At 58.4% G+C, this 23007-nt stretch carries 17 protein-coding genes; 13 read left to right on the top strand and 4 right to left on the bottom strand.

Features of this window, described 5'->3' with window-relative positions:
• Positions 1 to 410: 410 nt before the first annotated feature.
• The 6 genes from LDN04_RS16495 to cysC all read left to right on the top strand — a co-directional run bounded on the left by LDN04_RS16495 (position 411) and on the right by cysC (position 12671).
• Positions 411 to 2117: a ShlB/FhaC/HecB family hemolysin secretion/activation protein gene (locus LDN04_RS16495; protein ID WP_223913193.1), complete on the top strand. Its 1707-nt coding sequence runs from the start codon at positions 411 to 413 to the stop codon at positions 2115 to 2117.
• A gap of 50 nt (positions 2118 to 2167) precedes the next feature.
• Positions 2168 to 8182, top strand: a complete 6015-nt coding sequence (locus LDN04_RS16490; protein WP_223913191.1) for an MBG domain-containing protein — start codon at positions 2168 to 2170, stop codon at positions 8180 to 8182.
• 79 nt (positions 8183 to 8261) lie between these two features.
• Positions 8262 to 9083: a sulfotransferase gene (locus LDN04_RS16485; protein WP_223913189.1), complete on the top strand. Its 822-nt coding sequence runs from the start codon at positions 8262 to 8264 to the stop codon at positions 9081 to 9083.
• Positions 9084 to 9094: 11 nt separating this feature from the next.
• A complete protein-coding gene (locus tag LDN04_RS16480) occupies positions 9095 to 9850 on the top strand; it encodes a sulfite exporter TauE/SafE family protein (protein ID WP_223913188.1) in 756 nt (251 codons plus the stop codon).
• 5 nt (positions 9851 to 9855) lie between these two features.
• Positions 9856 to 10749 (top strand): sulfate adenylyltransferase subunit CysD, encoded by an 894-nt coding sequence (cysD, locus tag LDN04_RS16475; RefSeq protein ID WP_374045157.1) that lies wholly within the window; start codon positions 9856 to 9858, stop codon positions 10747 to 10749.
• A complete protein-coding gene (gene cysC, locus LDN04_RS16470; protein ID WP_223913184.1) occupies positions 10749 to 12671 on the top strand; it encodes an adenylyl-sulfate kinase in 1923 nt (640 codons plus the stop codon). The genes cysD and cysC overlap by 1 nt, the downstream gene beginning before the upstream one ends.
• A gap of 93 nt (positions 12672 to 12764) precedes the next feature.
• On the opposite strand, the gene LDN04_RS16465 is transcribed toward cysC, so the two are convergent.
• From LDN04_RS16465 to LDN04_RS16450, 4 genes are all read right to left on the bottom strand, one after another.
• Complete coding sequence (locus LDN04_RS16465; protein WP_223913181.1) at positions 12765 to 13670, bottom strand: IPT/TIG domain-containing protein; 906 nt, start codon at positions 13668 to 13670, stop codon at positions 12765 to 12767.
• A 79-nt stretch (positions 13671 to 13749) separates the two neighbouring features.
• Positions 13750 to 14829, bottom strand: coding sequence for an LPS export ABC transporter permease LptG (lptG, locus tag LDN04_RS16460; protein WP_223913179.1), 1080 nt, complete (start codon positions 14827 to 14829; stop codon positions 13750 to 13752).
• The gene (gene lptF / locus LDN04_RS16455; RefSeq protein WP_223913176.1) at positions 14826 to 15995 is read right to left on the bottom strand and encodes an LPS export ABC transporter permease LptF; all 1170 of its coding nucleotides are present in this window, start codon (positions 15993 to 15995) and stop codon (positions 14826 to 14828) included. Before lptF ends, lptG begins: the two co-directional genes overlap by 4 nt.
• Before the next feature lie 85 nt (positions 15996 to 16080).
• A complete protein-coding gene (locus LDN04_RS16450) occupies positions 16081 to 16929 on the bottom strand; it encodes a phosphate ABC transporter substrate-binding protein (RefSeq protein WP_223913174.1) in 849 nt (282 codons plus the stop codon).
• 326 nt (positions 16930 to 17255) lie between these two features.
• On the opposite strand from LDN04_RS16450, the gene rpsB reads away from it, so the two are divergent.
• The 7 genes from rpsB (at position 17256) to LDN04_RS16415 (ending at position 22952) form a co-directional block, all read left to right on the top strand.
• A complete protein-coding gene (gene rpsB / locus LDN04_RS16445) occupies positions 17256 to 18026 on the top strand; it encodes a 30S ribosomal protein S2 (protein WP_223913171.1) in 771 nt (256 codons plus the stop codon).
• 79 nt (positions 18027 to 18105) lie between these two features.
• Entirely contained in the window at positions 18106 to 18756 is a 651-nt protein-coding gene (gene tsf, locus LDN04_RS16440; protein ID WP_223913169.1) for a translation elongation factor Ts, read from the top strand.
• Positions 18757 to 18825: 69 nt separating this feature from the next.
• Positions 18826 to 19545, top strand: a complete 720-nt coding sequence (gene pyrH, locus LDN04_RS16435; protein ID WP_223913166.1) for a UMP kinase — start codon at positions 18826 to 18828, stop codon at positions 19543 to 19545.
• Position 19546: 1 nt separating this feature from the next.
• Positions 19547 to 20104, top strand: coding sequence for a ribosome recycling factor (frr, locus tag LDN04_RS16430; protein ID WP_223913163.1), 558 nt, complete (start codon positions 19547 to 19549; stop codon positions 20102 to 20104).
• Positions 20105 to 20228: 124 nt separating this feature from the next.
• Positions 20229 to 20969, top strand: coding sequence for an isoprenyl transferase (locus LDN04_RS16425; protein ID WP_223913160.1), 741 nt, complete (start codon positions 20229 to 20231; stop codon positions 20967 to 20969).
• A 2-nt stretch (positions 20970 to 20971) separates the two neighbouring features.
• Positions 20972 to 21769, top strand: a complete 798-nt coding sequence (locus LDN04_RS16420; protein WP_223913409.1) for a phosphatidate cytidylyltransferase — start codon at positions 20972 to 20974, stop codon at positions 21767 to 21769.
• Between the two features lie 25 nt (positions 21770 to 21794).
• Positions 21795 to 22952: a 1-deoxy-D-xylulose-5-phosphate reductoisomerase gene (locus LDN04_RS16415; protein ID WP_223913157.1), complete on the top strand. Its 1158-nt coding sequence runs from the start codon at positions 21795 to 21797 to the stop codon at positions 22950 to 22952.
• Positions 22953 to 23007 lie beyond the last annotated feature (55 nt).

Genomic DNA, 23007 nt, shown 5'->3' with positions numbered 1-23007 from the left:
TCGTAGGATGGTGCTTATCGATGAGGCGGTGCAACCGAAGTGGATGAACCGCACCAGTTCCCCTGTCTCGAAACTACATATATTTGAGAACTTTTGTTAGTTAACCAGCTGTTATTACATAGAGATTAGTTTCTGGCACGATGCGTGCGACTCTATTATGTCTTTCTAAACTATATACAACGTTGTTTTGCGGCTAGCTGTTAGCTGGAAGGGATTTAATGCAGGGGCACATGCGGGATATGCCGCTAAAACTCGTAGTTGCTATGCGTGGTATGGCGTAGCGGACGGCGACCTATCTTAATGAACCTTGTATTCCACCCTGTACGGGATTCGGGTTTTTTGTCTTGTACGGGGCATGTTACAGGTCATACCGTTGGTACAGAGCTATTGCTACGCAGGAGGTTTTGCAGATGAGAGGTATCCTTCAGAAAAGTTTTTACATGGCGATGCTCATTACGCTGTCTGCTGCTTCACTCGCACTCGCCGCACCACCCGATGCCGGCCAGTTGTTGCGTGAGCAGCAGCCGCAACGTCAGCTGCCGCCGCAGTTCCCACGGGTCGAGGGGGAACAGGAAAAGGCTCCCCTGGCCGATACCGGAGTTCGGGTTGCGGTCAAAGGCTTCAGGTTTACCGGATACGAGGGGCTTGCGAGTGAGAGCGAACTGCAGGCGCTGGTCGTGGGCAGCGTGGGGAAGAGCCTTTCCTTTGGCGATCTGCAGGCGCTGGCAGCCAAAGTAACGGCCTACCTGAAAGACAAAGGGTGGTTTCTGGCCCGGGCCTACCTGCCCAAACAGGACGTGACCTCCGGCATCATCGAGATCGCCGTCATCCAGGGAAAAAGTGACGGCAGCCTGGTCATCAAACGCGACAGCAGTGCCCGCATAGGTGAAGAACGTGTCCGCAGCATTGCCGAACATGCCATCCGTCCTGGTCAGCCCTTCAACGAAAAGTGCCTGGAACGCTCCGTCCTGTTAATCAACGATCTGCCCGGCGTTTCTGCTCGCGCCTCCATGGCTGCCGGCACTACACCCGGCACAACCGGCGTTCAGATCGATGTGAGCGAAGGACCGCTCCTTTCCGGCGTCGTTTGGGGGGACAATCTGGGGAACCGTTATACCGGAAGCTGGCGCGGCAGCGGAATGCTCAACGTCAACGACCCTTTCCGCTACGGTGATCAGATCTCCCTGCTCCTGACCGGGGCCGAAGGGTTTACCCAGGGGCGGGCCGCCTATACCGTTCCCCTCGGTTCTTCCGGTCTTAAGGGGAATGTCTCTTACACCGGCATGCGCTACGAGCTGATTGACAACCTGGCTTCTCTCAATGCGGAAGGGCACAGCCACACCGTTGATGCCGGCATGAGCTACCCTCTGCTGCGCAGTCGCACCGCCAATGTGACCACCTCTTTCGGCTATGAATTCAAGTCCCTCATCGACAGCGCAGCCAACGTTGACCTCCGTGACAAGAAACTCCACAGCGGCACCATCGGGTTCAACGGCGACAAGTACGACACCCTTTTGGGAGGCGGCTACACCACCTGGAATGCCGGCGTTACCACCGGCAGCATGGACGAGGAAATCGCTGATATCACTATCACCAAAACGGAAGGGGCCTATACCCGCTTCAACCTGGGACTGGCCCGCCTGCAGCGCCTGGCTGAACGGCTCAGCATCAACCTGTCCTGGAGTGCCCAGTTCGCTCTTGACAACCTGGACACCAGTGAAAAATTCAATCTGGGGGGGCCTTACGGCATCCGTGCCTATCCGGTAGGTGAGGGTTCAGGCGATGAAGGGCATCTGTTCAACGTCGATCTGCGTTACGACCTGCCGCTGCCTGCCAGATGGGGAGCTCTCCAGCTGAACGGCTTTTATGACGCCGGCTACATAACTCTCCACAAGGATGTTTGGGCCAATTCCATCGCCACGGCGACCGACAAGAATAACTACTGGCTCCAGGGTGGCGGCGTGGGACTTGCCTATGTCTATAACAGCATATTCAGCCTGAAGACCAGCTGGGCCCATACCATCGGTAACAATCCGGGCAGAAGTGCTGACGGCAAGGATGCCGACGGCAGACATGATGACAACCGCTTCTGGCTGCAGGGGATGATCTACTTTTAGTCAATCCTTGAATTCATTTTAGTGAGCATAGAGCATAAAGGAGCGCCTCCATGAACAAGATCTATCGTCTGATCTGGTCCAAGGCCAAAGAAAAATGGGTCGTCGTCGCCGAGAAGGTCGCTGCCAAGGGATGTTGCCCGGCGGCAACCGTCGGTGCTCTCACATTGGCCGCGTTGCTGGCTGCAGGGGGAGCCGCATTTGCCCTGGATCCCGGCGCCTTGCCCACGGGCGGAAAAATCACCGCCGGCAGTGGTGCCATTGCCACCAACGGCAACCAGATGACCGTCAACCAGACCACCCAGCAGATGATCGCCAACTGGAACAGCTTCGACATCGGGCAAAACGCGGGGGTACAGTTCAAGCAGCCGAACAGCGCTGCCACGGCGCTGAACAGGATAAATGACCAGAATCCCAGCCAGATACTGGGGCGCCTCTCGGCCAACGGTAACGTCTTCCTGCTCAACCCAGCAGGCATCATCTTCGGGCAGTCGGCGCGGGTGGATGTGGGGGGGCTGGTTGCCTCCAGCCTCTCCATGCTGGACAACGATTTCCTGGCCGGGAAGTACACGTTTACCAATGCCGGCAACGCCGGTTCCATCCTGAACCAGGGCGTTATCAATGCCATGCCGGGCGGTGTAGTGGCACTGATTGCTCCCAAAGTCACCAATGAAGGCGCCATCACCGCCAACGGCGGCAGTGTGGCTCTGGCAGCGGGGAACCAGGTGTCACTCGACTTCAAGGGCGACGGCCTGATTACCTATACCGTTGACCAGGGGGCGGTGGATGCCCTGGTGGAGAACAAGGGGCTGATCAAGGCCGATGGCGGCCTGGTGGTCATGACCGCCAAGGCGGCCGACAGCCTTACCAGCGCGGTGGTCAACAACTCAGGCGTGATTGAGGCGCAGACCCTGGCAAACAAGGGGGGGCGGATTCTGCTCCTCTCGGATATGGATAACGGCCAGACCACTGTCGGCGGCACGCTGGACGCCAGTGCACCCAACGGCGGCGACGGTGGCTTTGTGGAGACTTCCGGCGGCCGGGTGAAGATCGGCAGCGGCACAACGGTTACCACCAAGGCTCCATCAGGAAAATCAGGCACATGGCTGATCGACCCGGATGGTTTCACCATCGCGGCGAGCGGCGGCGACATCGACGGAACGACCCTTGGGAACAACATCGATACCAATGGCGACACGGTCATCAACAGTACCGATGGCAGCGGCAGTGACGGCAACATCAACGTCAACGACAATGTCACCTGGCATGCCAACCAGCTCACCCTGAATGCTACCAATGACATCAACATCAATGCCGTCATGACCGCAAACGGCATGGCAGCCCTCGACCTCGAACCGGGGAGCGGCAAGGTCAACGTCGGTTTCAACCCGGATGGCACCTTCAAGGGGAGGGTGGATTTCTTCCAGGCGGACGAAGTTACACCGCGAAGCGGTACCGGCTTTCTGACTATTAACACCAATCCCTATACCGTCATCACTGATCTGACCGATCCTGCCCTGGTCGGTACCGGAAACGAGCATACCAGTACCACCGGCACCGACCTGCAGGGAATTAACGGCAACACCGCGGGCTATTATGCCCTCGGTGCCAATATTGATGCCACCGCTACATCGGGATGGGACGGTGGCGCCGGTTTCATGCCCATTGGTGCGTACGGCGCATTCAGCGGCACCTTCGACGGCCTTGGCCACACCATAAACAATCTCACCATCAGTCGCCCTTCCTCGTACAATCAGGGGCTGTTTGGCTATGCAGGTAACGCTACGCTGCGCAACGTCGGTCTGACCAATGTCAACGTAACCGGCTATGGCAGGGTCGGCGCCTTGGTGGGCTATGGATACGGTACCACCATTAGTAATTCATATGCAATGACCGGCAACGTCACGGCAGGCAACTATGCAACCGGCGTGGGCGGGCTGATGGGTTACGATTATGGCCGCAGCAGCATCACCAATTCCCATGCCTCCGTCAATGTCAATGCAGGCGACAATTCTAGAGGTATTGGCGGGCTGGTGGGTTACGGCTGGGGCTACGGTTCCGGCATCTCCATCACCAACTCCTATGCTACCGGCAATGTTACTGCCGGTAACAATTCAACCGGTGTCGGTGGGTTGATGGGGTACGGCTGGGGTTCCAGTTCCGGCAGTACCATTCTGGACTCCTACGCCACTGGCAAGGTTACCGGTGGAAACAACGTCGGCGGTCTGATCGGATATGGCTATGGCGATTCCATAACCAATTCCTACGCCACCGGCGAGGTGACGGGGACAGGCGACTACGTGGGCGGCCTGGTGGGCTATAGCAGTGGCAATCCACTCATCGACAACAGCTATGCTACCGGCAAGGTAGGGGGAAACAACTATGTCGGTGGCCTGGTGGGCTACATTAATAACGGCACCATCACCAATTCCCATGCTATCGGTGATGTGTCCGGTGCGAACAGCATTGGTGGTCTGGTGGGGTATGGTTACAACAGCTCCTTTACCAATTCTTATGCGAACGGTGCGGTAACGGCTGGTATGTACAGTTCAAACGTTGGCGGGTTGGTGGGCTATCTCTACGGCTCTGGTAGCTCTATAGCCGGTTCCTATGCGATCGGTGCGGTGACGGTTGGTAACAACAGCTCCAACGTTGGTGGACTGGTGGGGCGTAATGATGGCGGTTCCGTTACCGATTCCCATGCCATCGGCAATGTGACAGCAGGAGCCTATAGCGACAGTATCGGCGGCCTGGTGGGGAACAACTATACCTCTGGCTATGGCATCACCAATTCTTATGCGACCGGGGCGGTGACAGCGGATGCCAATTTTAGCCAAAATGTTGGCGGCCTGGTGGGCTACAATAACAACAACTCCAGCATCGATAACAGCTATGCCACGGGGCCGGTAACGGGCAATAATTACGTCGGCGGCCTGGTGGGGTATGATAATGGCAACACCATCTCCAATTCCCATGCTATCGGTGCGGTGTCAGGTGCGAACAACGTTGGCGGCCTGGTGGGTTATGGCAATGGCAGTACCATCTCCAATGCATATGCCATCGGTGCGGTGATGGCGGATGTCAACAATGGTCAGAATATCGGTGGTCTCGTAGGGTATGGCTACAATATCAACATTTCCGATTCCCATGCTACCGGTAATGTAACTGGCAACAGCAACGTCGGTGGGCTGGTAGGCGATATCAGGTCGGGGGGTTACGGGAGTTCCCTTATATCCAATTCCTATGCCACCGGTTCAGTGACTGCAGGTGCCTACGGCTCCAAAGTCGGCGGGCTGGTGGGGAACAGTTACTCCTATGGCTACGGAAACACCATTACCAATTCTTATGCAACTGGTGCAGTGACAGCGGATGCCTCTAATAGCTCCCACGTCGGTGGATTGGTGGGTTACAACGACAGCAACTCCAGCATCGATAACAGCTACGCCACGGGCCCGGTAACGGGCAATAGCTACGTCGGTGGTCTGGTGGGCTACGATAATGGCAACACCATTACCAATACTTACGCCGCGGGTCCTGTAACAGGCAGCAGCTACGTGGGTGGACTGGTAGGAGATGGCCCGGGATCATCCATCAATTCTTCGTTCTGGGACAAGACGGTCAATTCAAACCCTGCTCTGGACAACGGATTCGGCACCGGCAAGACCACGACCGAACTGAAAACCTTGTCCACGTTCACCGACGCCGGCTGGGGCATCGACGCCAGCGGAGGGACCGGCACGGTGTGGCGTATTTATGACGGCAACACGATGCCCCTGTTGCGCAGCTTCCTCACCCCGCTCACGATCAGCGCTGCCGATGTCGGGAAGACCTACGACGGCCAGCTTTATAGCAGCAGTACGGCTTATACCACCAGCCCTGCCGGTGCCGATGCCAGCCAGATTTTTGGCAGCGTCAGCAGCTCTGGAATAAATGTCGGAAGCTATGCCATCTCGGCAGGCAACCTTTACTCGTCCCAGTCTGGATATGACATTTCGTCGGCCGACGGCACGCTGACCGTTACCCCGGCCACCTTGACCGTCACTGCTTCCGACGCCAGCAAGGTTTACGGGCAGACGCCGACGCTGACCGGTTTCACATCCGCCGGTCTGCAGAACGGCGAAACCATCGGCAGTGTCACTCTGGCCAGCGTCGGTACGGCTGCCACGGTCGGAGTTTCGGGAAGCCCCTACACCATCACCGCCAGCAACGCCAGCGGCGGCACCTTCAGTGCCGGCAACTACACCATCACCTACAACAACGGGGCATTGACCGTTACCCCGGCCGCCTTGACCGTCACTGCTTCCGACGCCAGCAAGGTCTACGGCCAGGCACCGACCCTGACCTCCTTTTCCTCCACCGGCCTGCAGAACGGCGAGACCATCGGGAGCGTCACCCTGGCCAGCACCGGTACGGCGGCCACAGCTGGTGTTTCCGGCTCCCCCTATGCCATCACGGCCAGCAACGCCAGCGGCGGCACCTTCAGTGCCGGCAACTACCCCATCACCTACAACAACGGGGCATTGACCGTTACCCCGGCCGCCTTGACCGTCACTGCTTCCGACGCCAGCAAGGTCTACGGCCAGGCACCGACCCTGACCTCCTTTTCCTCCACCGGCCTGCAGAACGGCGAGACCATCGGGAGCGTCACCCTGGCCAGCACCGGTACGGCGGCCACGGCCGGAGTTTCCGGCTCCCCCTATGCCATCACGGCCAGCAACGCCAGCGGCGGCACCTTCAGTGCCGGCAACTACACCATCACCTACAACAACGGGGCATTGACCGTTACCCCGGCCGCCTTGACCGTCACTGCTTCCGACGCCAGCAAGGTCTACGGCCAGGCACCGACCCTGACCTCCTTTTCCTCCACCGGCCTGCAGAACGGCGAGACCATCGGGAGCGTCACCCTGGCCAGCACCGGTACGGCGGCCACGGCCGGAGTTTCCGGCTCCCCCTATGCCATCACGGCCAGCAACGCCAGCGGCGGCACCTTCAGTGCCGGCAACTACACCATCACCTACAACAACGGGGCATTGACCGTTACCCCGGCCGCCTTGACCGTCACTGCTTCCGACGCCAGCAAGGTCTACGGCCAGGCACCGACCCTGACCTCCTTTTCCTCCACCGGCCTGCAGAACGGCGAGACCATCGGGAGCGTCACCCTGGCCAGCACCGGTACGGCGGCCACGGCTGGTGTTTCCGGCTCCCCCTATGCCATCACGGCCAGCAACGCCAGCGGCGGCACCTTCAGTGCCGGCAACTACACCATCACCTACAACAACGGCACGCTCACCGTCACCCCCGCTCTTCTGAGCGTCACCGCCAATGACGATGCGAAAAACTACTCGGGCATTCCCTATGCGGGCGGAAATGGTCTGACCTACAGCGGCTTTGTCAATGGAGAAGGGAGCGGCGTTCTCGGCGGTACGCTCACCTACGGCGGCACCAGCCAAGGGGCGATCAACGCCGGCAGCTATACCATCATTCCCGGTGGCCTGAGCGGTGGCAACTACCTGATCACCTATTCCAGCGGAGCCTTGACCATTACAGTCAGCGATACGGCAACACCAACGACACCAACGCCAACTACACCAGTACCAATCAGCGTTATGGCGGCGGCCAGCCGTGAAGAACCGATTCAGGTGCCGCCGCCGTCACCAAATATCTCAGATTCATTCCGTATTCTAGGACCATCAACAACACCGCCGCCGTCGGTTATCAACGGGCAGTCCGGCACGGCTGGCGGACCAGTGGTCCACGTCGTCGGCCGGCCGGCAGGTGATGGAGCTGGTATGATCGAGGTTATCGTCCCTGGCAGCCTAGCCCGGCCTGGCTCCGGCTTCAGCTTCCTTTTGCCGGAAGAGGTGTCAAATGCAGCTGTTGCCGGCGCTGTTAACGAAACGGTATCCCTGCCTGACGGCAGCCCGCTGCCGGTCTGGCTCCAGTACTACCCGGACTCGAAAAGATTCGTGGCCAGTGATGTGCCGCTCGGTTCCCTGCCGATTACCGTTGTCGTGTTGGTCGGGGAACGGAGATGGATGGTGGAGATTACCGCACAGCAGGATCGCTAGTTCCAAAGAAAAAAATGTAGTATACTTCGCGGGGCGGCCAGCCGGTCGCCCCGCTTATTTGTTTGACCGGGAGGAGATCATGACCGCACGCTTTGTCGGTGTTGCCGGACTGCCGAGGGCGGGTTCCACCCTGCTCTGCCAGTTGCTGGGGGAGCACCCGGAAATCCATTGCGAGGGGCACAGTTCGCCTTTGTGTAACTCGCTTTTGGCAACACGCCGCTTCATCAGTGACGACCAGTTTTTCCTGTCGCAGCTGGATGTCCAGTTCGACACTACCTATGCTCATCTGCGTTCGGCCATGGGCGGTTTTCTGCGCGGCTGGCACAACGACTGCAGCAAGCCGGTGGTAGTGGACAAGAACCGTGCCTGGCTGCACTGCATCGAACTGTTGCTCCACCTTGACCCGGAAGCCCGCCTTTTGATCTCCATCCGCGAATTGGGCCAGATTTACGGTTCCATCGAGGCACAGCACCAAAAGACAATCCTGGTGGATTTCATCGACCATCTGGCCGACTATGACCGTCTCGGCAGGGCTGATCAGCTCTTTGCCAAGGATAAATCCATCGGCGCACCGCTCTCCTCGATCCAGGCGGTTCAGGACCTGCCACAGTCGGTCAAGGAAAGGCTTTTTTTTATCAAGTTCGAGGACCTTGTTTCCCAACCGAAGGAAACCATGTCGCGCATCTATGCATGGCTGGGGCTGTCCCCCCACACCATCGACCCTGAGCTCCTGACGGTGCGCCCCCACGAAAGCGACAGCCATTACCGTTACAAATACCTGCACCGCCAGCGGGGGAACATTGCTCCCCCTAAACACCATGAGGTACCGCCCCGCATCCAGAACCAGATCGAGCAGGCCTGCGGGTGGTATTATGAGTGGTTCTACCCAAAAAACAGGTAAGTACGCGACCCGTGGCCGATCTCCTGACCAATCATCTCTTTTTTGCCGGCCTTGCCCTCGGTTTTTGTGCCCAGTTGATCGGTAGCTCCCTCGGCATGGCCTACAGTGTCACCTGTTCGTCGGTGCTGCTGTCCATGGGGATTCCGCCGGCCATGACCAGTGCCACGGTGCATACCTCCGAGGTGGCAAACCGCCTCTTCTCCGGCCTCTCCCATTTCCGCTTCGGCAATGTTGACCCGGCCATCTTCAAGCGGCTTGCCCTGTTCGGCATGGCCGGCGCCCTGTGCGGCGCGGTGGTTGTCACCTCATTGCCGGTCGCCATCCTGCGTCCCATGGTGGCGGGCATGTTGCTGCTGATGGGTCTGCGCATCCTGCGGATGGCTTGTTTCAGCGGCAATCAGGAACCAAGGCCGACCAGGCTGGGGCCGCTTGGTTTTGCGGGTGGTATGGTTGACGTTATCGGTGGTGGCGGATGGGGGCCGGTGGTCACCTCAACCCTGGTACTGCGCGGCAATGCTACTCACCTGGTGGTTGGCTCCATAAACTTTGCCAAGTTCTTTGTGGCGGCAGTTGAATCTCTGGTGTTGCTGACACTGGTTAAGGTGCCCCAGTGGACCTTAATAAGCGGCCTGGTGGCCGGTGGGCTGCTCGCTTCGCCACTGGCAGCCTGGGGGTGCCGCAAGTTTCCTCCCCGGGTTTTGATGGTCTTTGTAGGGACGCTGGTTTGCGGGCTCAGCATCAGGACACTCGTGAGGGCATTGCAATGAGCGGGATGACGGCATTGACACAGTTGGAGCAGGAGTCGATCCACATTATCCGCGAGGCGGTTGCCGAGGCGGAGCGTCCGGTCATGCTCTACTCCATCGGCAAAGACTCGTCGGTCATGCTCCATCTGGCCCTGAAGGCTTTCTATCCCCTCACCCCCCCCTTTCCCCTGTTACATGTGGATACCACCTGGAAGTTCAAGGAAATGATCCATTTCCGCAATGAAACGGTGCGCCGCTTAGGTCTGGAGCTGATTACCCACACCAATCCCGACGGCCTGCGGGATGGGATCAGTCCCCTGATCCACGGCAGCCGTCTCTATACCGATATCATGAAGACCGATGCCCTCAAACAGGTACTGAACGAGCACCGTTTTGACATGATCTTTGGCGGCGCCCGCCGGGATGAGGAAAAAAGCCGCGCCAAGGAGCGGGTCTTTTCTTTCCGTGATGCCGGTCATCGCTGGGAGCCGAGGGGGCAACGCCCTGAACTGTGGGACATCCCCAACCTGCGAAGGAACAGCGACGAGAGCTTCCGGGTCTTTCCGCTCTCCAACTGGACCGAACTGGACGTATGGCGCTATATCGCCCGGGAGTCAATTTCCGTGGTGCCGCTTTATTTTTCTGCCGAGCGACCGGTTGTGGAGCGGAACGGACAGCTGATCATGCTGGACGATGAACGTCTTGAACTCAAGCCGGGCGAGCAACCGCAACTGCGCAGGATCCGTTTCCGCACCCTGGGCTGCTATCCGCTGACAGCCGGGGTTGAGTCCGCAGCGTCCTCAGTCGCTGAGATCATTGCCGAACTGGAACACGTTTGCACATCGGAGCGCTGTGGTCGCCTGATCGATTTTGACCAGGCCGGCAGCATGGAGAAGAAGAAGCAGGAGGGGTATTTCTGATGTCCGCAAGCAGTGACATGCTCCGCTTTCTGGCGTGTGGCAGCGTGGATGATGGCAAGTCGACCCTGATCGGCCATCTGATCCACCTGACCGGCAATCTGCCCGATGACCAGCTGCAAGTTCTGGAAGCGGAGAGCTCCCGTTTCGGCACAACTGGCGGAGCATTGGATTATTCACTGCTGCTTGATGGCTTGATGGCAGAGCGTGAGCAGGGCATCACCATTGATGTGGCCTATCGCTACTTTGAAACGCCCCGGCGCAAATTCATCGTGGCCGACACACCGGGACACGAGAGTTACACCCGCAACATGGCTACCGGCGCATCTCACTGCAGTGCTGCGCTGATCCTGGTGGATGCCTGTCAGGGGGTACTGTCTCAGACCCGGCGGCATGTGTTGATTTGTGCCCTGATGGGGATCAGGAATCTGTTGTTTGCCGTCAACAAGATGGATCAGGCCGATTGGGACGAAGCGCGCTTCCGCCGTATCGAGCAGGAATGCCACCGGATGGCAGGGGAGGCCGGTCTGCTTGCAAAAAGTCACGGTACCCTGCTGGCAGTTCCGGTGTCGGCCCTGCAGGGGGACAACCTGGCCGTGCTTTCCAGCCGTATGTCCTGGTATGGAGGCGCAACGGTTCTGGAATGGCTTGAAAGCATAGCGGCAGATGGGGCGGTCGCCGACGCTCCTTTCAGGTTACCGGTGCAATACGTGCTGAAAGGGAGCAGTGGCGGCAGGAACTGTCAGCAGGATGGGAAACGATGGCCTGCAGGACATGATGGTCGCGCAACCTGGCGTTCCTATGCCGGTAGTGTGGTTTCTGGACGTGTGTGTGCCGGGGACCGGGTCGTGATCCTTCCCTCCGGGGTGGAAACGACGGTTGAACGGCTGTTGATCGGGGACAGGGAGGCCGATTCAGCTGAAATGGGGACGGCGGTATCCCTGGTGCTGGCTGGTGAGCACGATATTGTCCGGGGTGACTGTCTCGCCCCTCCGGCCGACCGTCCTGAACAGGCAGGGCTCTTCAAGGTACGGCTGGTCTGGATGGATCAGCAGCCGCTGTACGCGGGAAGGCGTTATCTCTTTCGTAGCGTATTCGGAACCATTGAAGCCCAGATATCCCGTATTCGCGATCGTGTCGGGCTGGATGCGTACCAGCTGCTGGCTACCGACCGTCTGGCGCAGAACGATATCGGCGAAGTTGAACTTTCCCTGGCACGCCCGTTCCCCTTTGATCCCTACAGCGAGAACCGCGCAACAGGTGCCTTTATCCTGATTGACCGCATTAGCAATGCAACTGTTGCCTGCGGGATGATCCAGCATCCACTGCGGCGGGGGAGCAACGTCCACTGGCAGCGCGAGGAATTGACCCGCGAGCTCCGTGCCGAACTGAAAGGGCAGAAACCCTGTGCGATCTGGCTTACCGGCTTGTCAGGTTCGGGCAAATCAACGCTGGCCAACTACCTGGAAGGGATGCTCCACGATATGGGGCGTCATACTATGCTGCTGGACGGCGATAACGTCCGCCACGGTCTTACCCGTGATTTGGGATTTACTGACGCTGACCGAATTGAGAACATCCGCCGTGTCGGAGAGGTGGCAAAACTGATGACCGATGCCGGGCTGATTGTCATCATTGCCTTTATCTCTCCTTTCCGGGCTGACCGCGACATGGTTCGCACGCTTCTGCCGGATGGCGAATTCATCGAGGTCCATGTTTCAACACCCCTGGAGGTCTGCGAAACACGCGATCCCAAGGGATTGTACCGCAAGGCCCGTAAGGGGGAGATTCCCAACTTTACCGGGGTAAACGCACCTTATGAAGAACCGTTGCGGCCGGAACTGCGGCTGGATACAACATCTCGATCGGTTAAGGATTGTGCTGCCGATATCATGAGTCTGCTCCGTCAGGATGGCTTCATTTGAAGCCGGGGAAAGACTGTCTGTAATAACGAAAAGGGCAACCCGCAGGGTTGCCCTTTTCGTTTTGCCTACGCCTAAAGATGGGCGGTAAACCGCCTATGGCGCCGTCACCTGTACAACGGCGCTTTCCTCGCCGTTCTGGTTGACGACCTGGAGGCGGAAGCCCTTGGAGGTGGAGTCGTAGGGGTGGCGCTCGTAAACGAGCCGGTTGCAGTTGTAAAAGATGAGCCGCTCCCGTTCGCCGGCAGGGCCCTCGCCGCTTCCCAGCCGTTTGCCGTCGATGGTCACCATGGAACTCTGCTGGAAGTTGCGTCCCTCGATGACCAGTTCATAGTAACTGACGAAGTCCTCTCCCTGGGAAACGCTCGTGACTTCGGGGCGGCTGTTGATCATGAGGGCCAAGGGGACAGTCGTGGTCTCCTCGGGGTTTTTTACCTGGATCTGGTGGAGCCCGCCGACTACGGAGGGGGCGGTGAAGGAGAGGGATTCTTCGGAGCCGAAGCGGCTGGCGATGACCGCTCCGTCGAAGAGCACCTGGGATCCTTCCTGGAAGTTGCGGCCGGTGAGGGTGACGTCCCGTTCCCGGCCGGTTGCACAGCTCTGCACGGTGTCCGGCGAGAGGGAGAGCGCGACCGGTTTGAGGGGAGCAACGGTGAAGGAGTAGGTTTTGCTGGTAGTACCGTCTTCCCGGTGCAGGTAGATAGCGTAAAGGCCGGGGGCCAGTTTCGGGATATCGAAGTTGAGCTGTTTTGCACCGGTGACCCGGGGCTGAATCTCGTTGCTGCCGAGGAAGACGGTGGTCTTGTCGGAGAAGCCGGCGCCGGAGAGGGTGACGTTGTTTCCCGGCTCCCCCTGGGTCGGGACAATGCTGAGGATGGAGATGGCAGGACGTGTGTCTTGGCTTGCCGGTTTGGAATTTGTCGATTTCTGTGCCAGCTGTTTTCCGGCGGCCGGGATTGCCATAAGCAGCAGGACGGCAGCAACTACGAACCGTATGGACACGGTAGTTTCTCCTTTCGCGGTGACCGGGTTAAGTGGTACGTGGCACTCCACCGCAATTAAAGCACGGACGCACGGCTTGTCAACGGTTCACCGTCAGGGTAAGCCAGACTCCCATCGCGGCGAAGATGGCGTTGGCGGCCCAGGCGGCGATTAAGGGGGGAAGGGCACCTCCCTGGCCGAAGGAGATGAGGGCTGAATTGATGACGAAGAAGCTGAAACCGATGAGGATGCTCAGACCGATGCCGACGGCAATGCCACTGGAACGCCCGCTTTTCAGGGCGAAGGGGATGCCGATAAACGCCATGACCAGCGCGGAGAAAGGGAGAGACAACCGGGAGTGCATCTGGGTCAGGTAACGGGTGGCATCATAACCGCCATTCTGGAGTTTCTCACAGTAGCGCCGCAGGGCGATGAACCCCATGTTGTCGGCATACATTTCCAGGACCTTGAGATCGGCTGGTTTGAGTTGCAGTTGTACCGGCAACTCGGCAACGGCCCTGGTGGCGGTCACGTTGCCGGCAGAAAAGTCCCGGATGGTTACGTCCTTGAACAGCCAGCCGTCGCCGACGAGGGACCCCGTGCCGGCGTCGATGCGCCGGACCGGCCGCATGTCGGGTGCCAGTTGCCAGAAGGTAATCCCCTGGAGGGTCCGGGTGGCGGGTGAGAAAAGCCGGGCCTGGAGAAGGGAGTTCTCTTCTTTGTGCCAGATATTGCTCTGCCGGAAGAAGGTGTCGGCGCTCTTTTTCTTGATGAGGATGTTTTCTATCTGCTCAAGCCGCGCATTGGCACGGGGAACGATCAATTCGCCGTTCAGGAGAACAGCCAGGCTGATGAGCAGGGCGGTTGCCAGAAGGGGAATGCTGATCCGGACGAGCCCGACACCGCAACTCCGCATGGCGATTATTTCACTGTTTTTTGCCAGTATGCCGAGGGTCAGCATGGTCGCCATCAGTATGGCGAGGGGCGCGACCTGGTTGATCATTTCCGGTATTTTGGCGGCGAAGAAAAGGGCGAGGTGTTTCAGCTCGGGGTTGTACCGGGCAAGCCGGGTGATCTTTTCCAGGAAGTCGATGATCAGGTAGACGGCAATGAACGAACCACCGCAGAGGCAGATCATTCGCAGGTACAAGGCGGTTATGTAGCGGCTGAGGATTCTCATGACGCTCTTCCGGTGGTGAATGTATGACGAATTCTTCGTCCCGCTTCGGCCAGTGCCGTGAAGAGGTAGAGACGCCTTTCCTCGGCGGTCTGACGGAACAGGTAGATGCCGAAGGCCACGAACAGGAGGTTGGGGGACCACATGGCCACCCCCGGCGCCACCATTCCTCGCTCACCCATGGCCTTGAAAATTGTAAAAATCACGTAGTAGACGATCAGCACGCCGATGCTGAGTGCAAAACCGGCACCCTTGCCGGAGCGCTGGTTCTGGATGCCGAGAGGTATGGCAATCAGGGCAAAGACGAAACAGGCAAAGGGGAGAGAAAAGCGTCGCTGTACTTCGAGTTCCATGTCGGTGCGGAGTTTCTGGTCGAGGTGGGGTGAATTGATGTTGGCGTACAGTTCGGACAGGCTCATGTCCATCTCGTTTTTCAGTACCTCCCGCGCAGCCTGGGGGATGTTTATCTTCAGGTCGTAGTCCTGGAACTCCACCAGGCGGTAGCCGGCCTTGCCGACCGGGCGGTGAATCCCTCCGTCTTTGAGGAGGAGGCGTATCTCCCGGGCAGTGGGGTCCGAAAAGAGAACACCGGTGGCGGCAAAGATGGTGGACGGTTCGGCGGGGTTCCGGTCGTCCTGGATGAGGATGCCGGTGATGCGGTGGTCCTGGGGGGAATAGCGGTTGAGGTAGAGCACCAGACCGGGGAAATCGTCGATGAAAACCTGCTCCTTGAGGGCGTTTACACCCTTTTTTTCGACGATGCTTGTCACGAGCCGTCTGAAGGAGGTGTTTCCCCAGGGGATGCCGTAAAGGGTTACCAGGGTGGTTGCTGTGTAGGCGCAGAAGGCAAAGGCGAGGACGGGGGGGAGCAGACCGTAGAGGCTTATGCCACAGGCTTTCATGGCTGTGACCTCGCTGTCCGCAGAAAGCCGCCCGAAACCCAGCAGTACCGCCAGCAGAACCGCCATGGGGATGGTGACAAGGCAGAAGTAGGGGAGGAGGTACACGACCATCCAGAGGACTTCGCTGAAGGGGACTCCCTTGGTTACGACCATGTCGGCCAGCTTCAGGAGGCGGCCCATGAGAAGGACCGAGGTGAAGGTGGTCATGCCGAGCAGGAACGGCACGCTGATTTCCTTGAAAAGATAGCGGTAGACGGTGGCTTTCATAATCGCGGCATGATACATGAGATGGGGGGGGAAGTAAAGAGCGGGCGGCGGCTGCGCTTCGACGTCTGCGGGTATGCGGGGTTTGTCATGGGCCCTTTTGCAGCGGCAGGAAATGCCTCCCAACGATTGCCTGCCCCTCACTCGAGAGCATGAAGGATATGAACCGCCGTTCCTCGCTCCTCGGAGGGCTTTCTCTTACCAGTTGCAGGGGAGTGGAGATCGTGTACCTGCCGGAGATGATGTTGTCGGGGGTCGGTGCATAGTCGTTCATCATCACGACCTTCAGCTTTTTGCCGACGGACGGGTCCAGTGACGGGAATAGGCCGAGGTTGACGACGCAGATACCATTTTCCGTGCGGGCAGCATGTTTCAGCTGGTCCAAGGGGGATTCGATTTTCTTCAGTCCCTTTGCATAGGGAGCACCCCCCATCACTATCTTCTGGAACAGCTCCACGGCTGCACGTCCACCGGTCGGGTCTTCAATGGTTGCTGCGATGGGAGCGTTTTTCCCCCCGACTTCCCGCCAGTTAGTGATCCTGCCGGTGAAAATCCCCTTGAGTTGCGACGTTGAAAGGTTTTTGACCGGATTGTTATGGTGGACAAAGATACCGAGCGTATCGTAGCCGATGGTGACGGCGACCAGATTCCTGGCCTTTTCAGCGGCTGTTATTGGCCTCGTCAGCCCGGCCAGAGTGGCTTTCCCACTCAGCAGCGCATTGATTCCCTTGCCGGAGCCGGACGTGTCGATGGAAGCGAATTTGATGCCGGTTTTTTTTTCAAATGCCTGGGCGGCACCGGCCTGGAGGATGCCCAGGCCGATCGAGATGGAACCGCTGTAGTCGATATTTTCTGCTGCACGAGTAGGGACCGCTGAGAAAAGAATAGTTCCTGCAGCTATCACGGCTAAAGACAGCCGTACCCGTAAAAATGTCATGGTAATAAATGAGCCCATATTGTTATTTCCAACTAAACAACTTTGTTGTTATCGTCCTATAAAATAACGAGTTTTAATGGTTGTATGCTAACAAGTATTTATGGGTAATACAAGTTAATTATAATAGTGTTTTGTGACTGTCTTTGCGGGAGAATTTTCGCCGGTGTCCTGCGGTGTCGGGTAAATTCTCCTTGCCAAACAGGAGTGCCTGTGCTATACAAAAATGCTTTTCAAATTCGCACGCACCCTTTGTGGCCCGGTGGTGTCCGCATGGCGCGGATTCCGGGAGAATGGGGGTGCGGAGGGAAAACCAAAAGGAGAAAAACATGTCAAACATCACCATGAAGGAACTGCTGGAGGCCGGCGTCCATTTCGGCCACCAGACCAAGCGCTGGAATCCGAAGATGAAGCCGTATATCTTTGGCGCCCGTAACGGCATCTACATCATCGACCTGCAGAAGACCGTCCGCCTGTTCAAGAGTGCCTACAACTATGTCGTTGATTCGGCCCGTTCCGGCGAAACCATGCTGTTTGTCGGGACGAAGAAGCAGGCCCAGGATGCGGTGGCCGAAGAGGCCTCACGCTGTGGCATGTACTACGTGAACCAGCGCTGGCTGGGGGGGATGCTGACCAACTTCTCCACCGTCAAGCAGAGTATTGACCGGCTCAAGAAACTCGACGTCATGTTTGCCGACGGTACCATCGAGGCGTACACCAAGAAAGAGGCTTTGCAGCTCGAAAAAGAGCGGGAAAAGCTGGAAAAGACCCTCGGCGGCATCAAGGGGATGGGAAAACTCCCCGGCATGCTGTTCGTTATCGATCCGAAGAACGAGGAGATCGCCGTGGCCGAGGCCAAGAAACTCGGCATTCCCGTCGTGGCAATCGTCGATACCAACTGCGACCCCGACAGCATCGACTATGTCATTCCGGGGAATGATGACGCCATCCGTGCCATCCGCCTGCTGACCAGCAAGATGGCCGACGCGATGACGGAAGGTGGCCAGGCCCGGGATATGGATCTGCAGGCCGACAAGTCTGGTGACGAACAGGCTGAGGCTGCTGAAGTTGCCGCAGCCGAGCCGGCTGCCGAAGCCTGATTTTCACCCTGCAAGGGGTGAGCATGACACAACTACCTTTCAGGCCCCTACGGCGGGCCGTTATGAACTGGAGGATATCGTGAGCATTACCGCAGCACAGGTTAACGAACTGAGAAAAGCAACCGGCGCCGGCCTGATGGATTGCAAGAAGGCACTGACGGAGACCGGTGGTGATCATGAGAAAGCCATCGACTATCTGCGCAAGAAAGGGTTGGCCGCTGCCTCTAAGAAGGCGGGGCGGGCAGCCACAGAAGGGCTGGTCGGTTCCTACATCCATGCCGGTGGCAAGATCGGCGTGCTCGTTGAGGTAAACTGCGAGACCGATTTCGTGGCCAAAAACGAGAATTTCCAGGCTTTCGTCAAAGACGTCGCCATGCACATCGCCGCTGCCGGCCCGCAGTTTGTGCGCCGCGAAGAGGTTACTGCCGACGTTCTGGAGCGGGAGAAGGAGATATACCGGGCCAAGGCGCGGGAAACCGGCAAGCCGGAGAATATCATCGAGAAGATCATCGAGGGGCAGGTCAACAAGTTCTTTGCTGATATCTGCCTCATGGAGCAGGCCTACGTGAAGGACCCGGACAAGACCATCCAAACCTATCTGAACGAGACCATTGCCACCATCGGCGAAAACATCTCGATCCGGCGCTTCGCCCGGTTCGTTCTCGGTGAAGGTTTGGCCAAGAAGGAAAGCGACTTCGCCGCTGAGGTTGCTGCCACGGCCGGCCTCTAGAGTCAAGCCAACAGCCGGCCAGTCACATGGCCGGCTTTTTTGTGCAAACTATCTGCAAGCGGAGAAATTATGGCGAAACCCTACTACAAGCGAGTGCTGTTGAAGCTTTCCGGTGAAGCGCTTGCCGGCGACCAGGGGTACGGTATCGACCCTATCATCATCACCACCATTGCTAACGAGGTCAAGGCTGTGGTCGCGTGCGGGGTCGAACTGGCGCTGGTGATTGGCGGTGGCAATATATTTCGCGGGCTGGCGGCGTCCTCCAAGGGGATGGACCGGGCCAGCGCCGATTATATGGGGATGCTCGCCACCATGATCAACTCCCTGGCCATGCAGGATGCCCTCGAAAAGATCGGTGTCGATACCCGCGTCCAGTCTGCCATCGCCATGCAGGAAGTTGCGGAGCCGTATATCCGCCGCCGCGCCATTCGCCATCTGGAAAAGGGGCGAGTGGTCATTTTCGGCGCCGGTACCGGCAACCCCTATTTCACGACCGATACGGCCGCGAGTCTGCGGGCCATGGAGATTGGCGCCGAGGTGATTCTCAAGGGGACCAAAGTGGACGGAGTCTACTCCGCCGACCCGAAAAAAGATGCGACTGCGGTCAAATACGCTACCCTGACCTACCTGGAAGTGCTGAAAAAGGGGCTTCAGGTCATGGACGCCACCGCTACTTCCCTCTGTATGGACAACAGCCTTCCCATCATAGTGTTTGATATCACGACCGATGGCAACGTGACGAAAGTGGTGTGTGGCGAGCCTATCGGCACCATCGTGAAAGGAGCCTAGCATGACCAAAAACGTTATCTCCGCCATGGATGTTCACATGGACAAGACTATCGACTCCCTGCGCAAGGAATTCCAGAAAATCCGCACTGGCCGCGCTTCGACGGCCCTTCTCGATGACGTGAAAATAGACTACTACGGCAACCCGTCTCCCCTTAGCCAAGTGGCGACCCTCGCCGTTCCCGAGGCCCGCACCATTACCATCCAGCCTTGGGAAACAAAGATGATTCCGGTCATCGAAAAGGCGATCATGAACGCAAATCTGGGGTTGACTCCCGCCAATGACGGCAAGGTGATACGACTCAATCTCCCTCCCCTTACCGAGGAACGCCGCAAGGATATCGTCAAGCAGTTGAAGAAGATGGGAGAGGAGTCCAAGGTTGCGCTGCGCAATATCCGTCGGGACTCCATCGACGACCTGAAAAAGTTGGAGAAGGATAAGAAGATATCCGAGGACGACCTGAAACGGGCGGAGAAGGAAGTTCAGGACCACACCGACAAGCACGTGGCCAAGGTTGACGAGGTGGTGGTGCATAAGGAAAAGGAAGTCATGGAAGTCTGAGGCGTTTGTTTCCGCACATCAAAGGGAGGGGATTCTCTCCCTTTTTTGCTTGCGAAGTGTCCGGAAGTATGGTTAAATCCCCTACACCCCTGTGTTCACGGGGATTTTTTGTTTTAGGGGTTGTATGCACACCTTGAATCCCGCCAGGCTTCCCCGCCATCTGGCCGTCATCATGGATGGGAACGGTCGCTGGGCGAAACAACGGATGCTGCGACGAATCGTCGGCCACCAGCGTGGGGTGGAAACCGTCAGGCTCATCGTCGAAGAGTGTTCCTCTCTCGGCATCGGGTACTTGACCCTTTACGCCTTTTCGACCGAGAACTGGCTCCGTCCCAAGAGTGAGGTCTCGGCCTTGATGATGCTCCTCAAGAAGTATATCCGTTCCGAAACCCCCCGCATGATGAAAAACAACATCCGGTTCAACGTGATTGGCGATCGCTCCGAGCTGCCGGCGGACGTGGAGCGTGAAGTGACGGATGCCCTGAACCAGACCGCCTCCAACAGCGGCATGGTGCTGACCCTGGCACTTTCTTATGGGTCCCGTCAGGAAATCGTCCGGGCTGCCCGGCAGTTGGCCGGCGACATGGCTGCCGGAAGGATTACTCTCGGCGAGGTCGATGAGACGCTCTTCAACGGTTACCTCTATACCGCCGACATGCCCGACCCGGATCTGCTTATCCGGACTAGCGGCGAGATGCGTATCAGTAATTTTCTCCTCTGGCAGCTGGCGTACACGGAGCTGTATTACTGCGACGTCAACTGGCCCGACTTCGGGAAGCAGGAACTTCACCAGGCGCTTCACGACTACCAGTCGCGCGAACGGCGCTTCGGCCAGACCAGCGACCAGCTACAGAAAAGGAGCTGAGTATCAAACGGTTACTGACAGCGGCAGTGGCACTGCCTCTCCTCATTCTCCTCATTCTCAAGGGGAGTCCGTTTCTCTTCGCCTGTTTCGTACTGCTCCTCGCCTTCCTGGGGCTGACGGAGTTCTATGGCATGGCGCTTCCGGAGCGCAAGCTCGAAGGGATGCTGGCCTCACTGCTTGGTGCACTGCTTCCCCTGGCCATGATCGGCAGCGACCCCCTCCGCTTCCCCGCGCTCCTTACCCTCCTGGTGCTGCTCTTTGCGCTCCATTTTCTGTTTCGTTTCAAAGATATCCGCCTGGCTGCCGTGGAGACCGCCCTGCTCTGCTTCGGCTTCCTCTATGTGCCGCTTCTGCTTGGCCATCTCGTTCTGCTTCGCCTGGCGCCCAATGGGGTTCAGTGGATTTTCCTCCTTCTCGTGATCGTCATGACCGGCGACAGTGCGGCATACTATGTGGGGAGCAGTCTGGGGAAGCGAAAACTTTACCCGGCGGTGAGCCCGAAAAAAAGCATTGAGGGGGCGCTGGGGGGGGTGGCCGGCAGCCTGGCCGGAGCGGTTGCATTCAAACTGCTCTGGTTTCCCGAGCTGGACCTGCTTCACTGTCTCGTCGTGACGCTTTTAGCCGCCCCCCTCGGGCAGCTTGGTGACCTGTTCGAGTCGCTTCTGAAGCGGAGTTGCGGGGTCAAGGATTCGGGAGTGATCATTCCCGGCCATGGCGGCATCCTTGACCGGCTCGACAGCATCCTGTTCGCCGTACCGGTACTCTTTTACTATCTGCACTACGTCATCCTGCGTGGATGATGCATCCCGTCCACAGAGGGGATTTATGAAAAAACTAAGCATACTCGGCTCGACCGGCTCCATCGGCGTGAGCACCCTGGAGATCGTTGCCGCCCATCGTGACCGCTTTCAGGTGGTGGCACTCACTGCGGGGAGCAATCTGGAACTGCTGAAGGCGCAGATCGAGGCGTTTTCTCCCCGGTTGGTGGCAGTCATGACCGACGAGTTGGCGGAAACTCTCCGGAGGATGCTCCCCGACCCGAAACCGGAAATAGTTGCCGGTGTGCCGGGGCTCATTGCCGCTGCCACCGCCACCGAAACGGAGATGGTGGTGGCAGCCATCGTCGGTGCCGCCGGGCTGGTGCCGACCGCTGCCGCCATCAAGGCGGGCAAGGACGTCGCTCTGGCCAACAAGGAGACCCTGGTGACCGCCGGCCACCTGATCATGGGGATGGCTGCGGAACGTGGTGTGAAGCTCTATCCGGTGGACAGCGAGCACAGCGCCGTTTTCCAGTCCATCGAGGGGCACCGGAACGAGGACATCAAAAAGATCATTCTCACCGCTTCGGGGGGGCCGTTCCTCTCCTGGCCGGTGGAGCGGCTTGCCGACGTCACCATTGCCGATGCCTTGAATCATCCCAACTGGAGCATGGGGAAAAAGATCACCATCGATTCCGCCACGATGATGAACAAGGGGCTGGAGGTGATCGAGGCGCGCTGGCTCTTCGATGTGCCGGCGGCCAGGATCGATGTCAATATCCATCCCCAGAGCATCATCCACTCCATGGTGGAGTATATCGATGGCTGCGTCATCGCCCAGCTCGGCACGCCGGACATGAAGGCCCCCATTGCCTATGCGCTCTCCTACCCCGGACGGGTCGCGACGGGGGTCGCTCCCCTCGATCTCACGCTTTTTTCCGGGCTTACCTTTTCCCGACCCGATCTGGCAAAATTTCGCTGTCTGCAACTCGCCTATGATGCACTTGATGCGGGTGAGAGCATGCCGGCGGTCCTGAATGCCGCCAACGAAGTGGCGGTCGAGGCCTTTCTCGCGGGTCGTATCCGGTTCGTTGAGATACCGGCGGCCATCGAACGGACCATGTCCTTTCACCAGCCCCATTCCCTTGGCACCATCGAGGAGGTTCTCTTCGTCGACCGCTGGGCGCGGGAGAAGACGCGGGAGCTACTACGGATCAGTGACTAGAAACCGGGGACCGGTAATAGCCGGTATGTTGGCAACCGCTTCCCGATTTCTGGCT

Origin of the sequence: Geobacter sp. AOG1, assembly GCF_019972315.1 — a bacterium.
Lineage (GTDB): Bacteria > Desulfobacterota > Desulfuromonadia > Geobacterales > Geobacteraceae > Geomobilimonas.
This window is presented reverse-complemented; position numbering and strand designations above follow the sequence as displayed.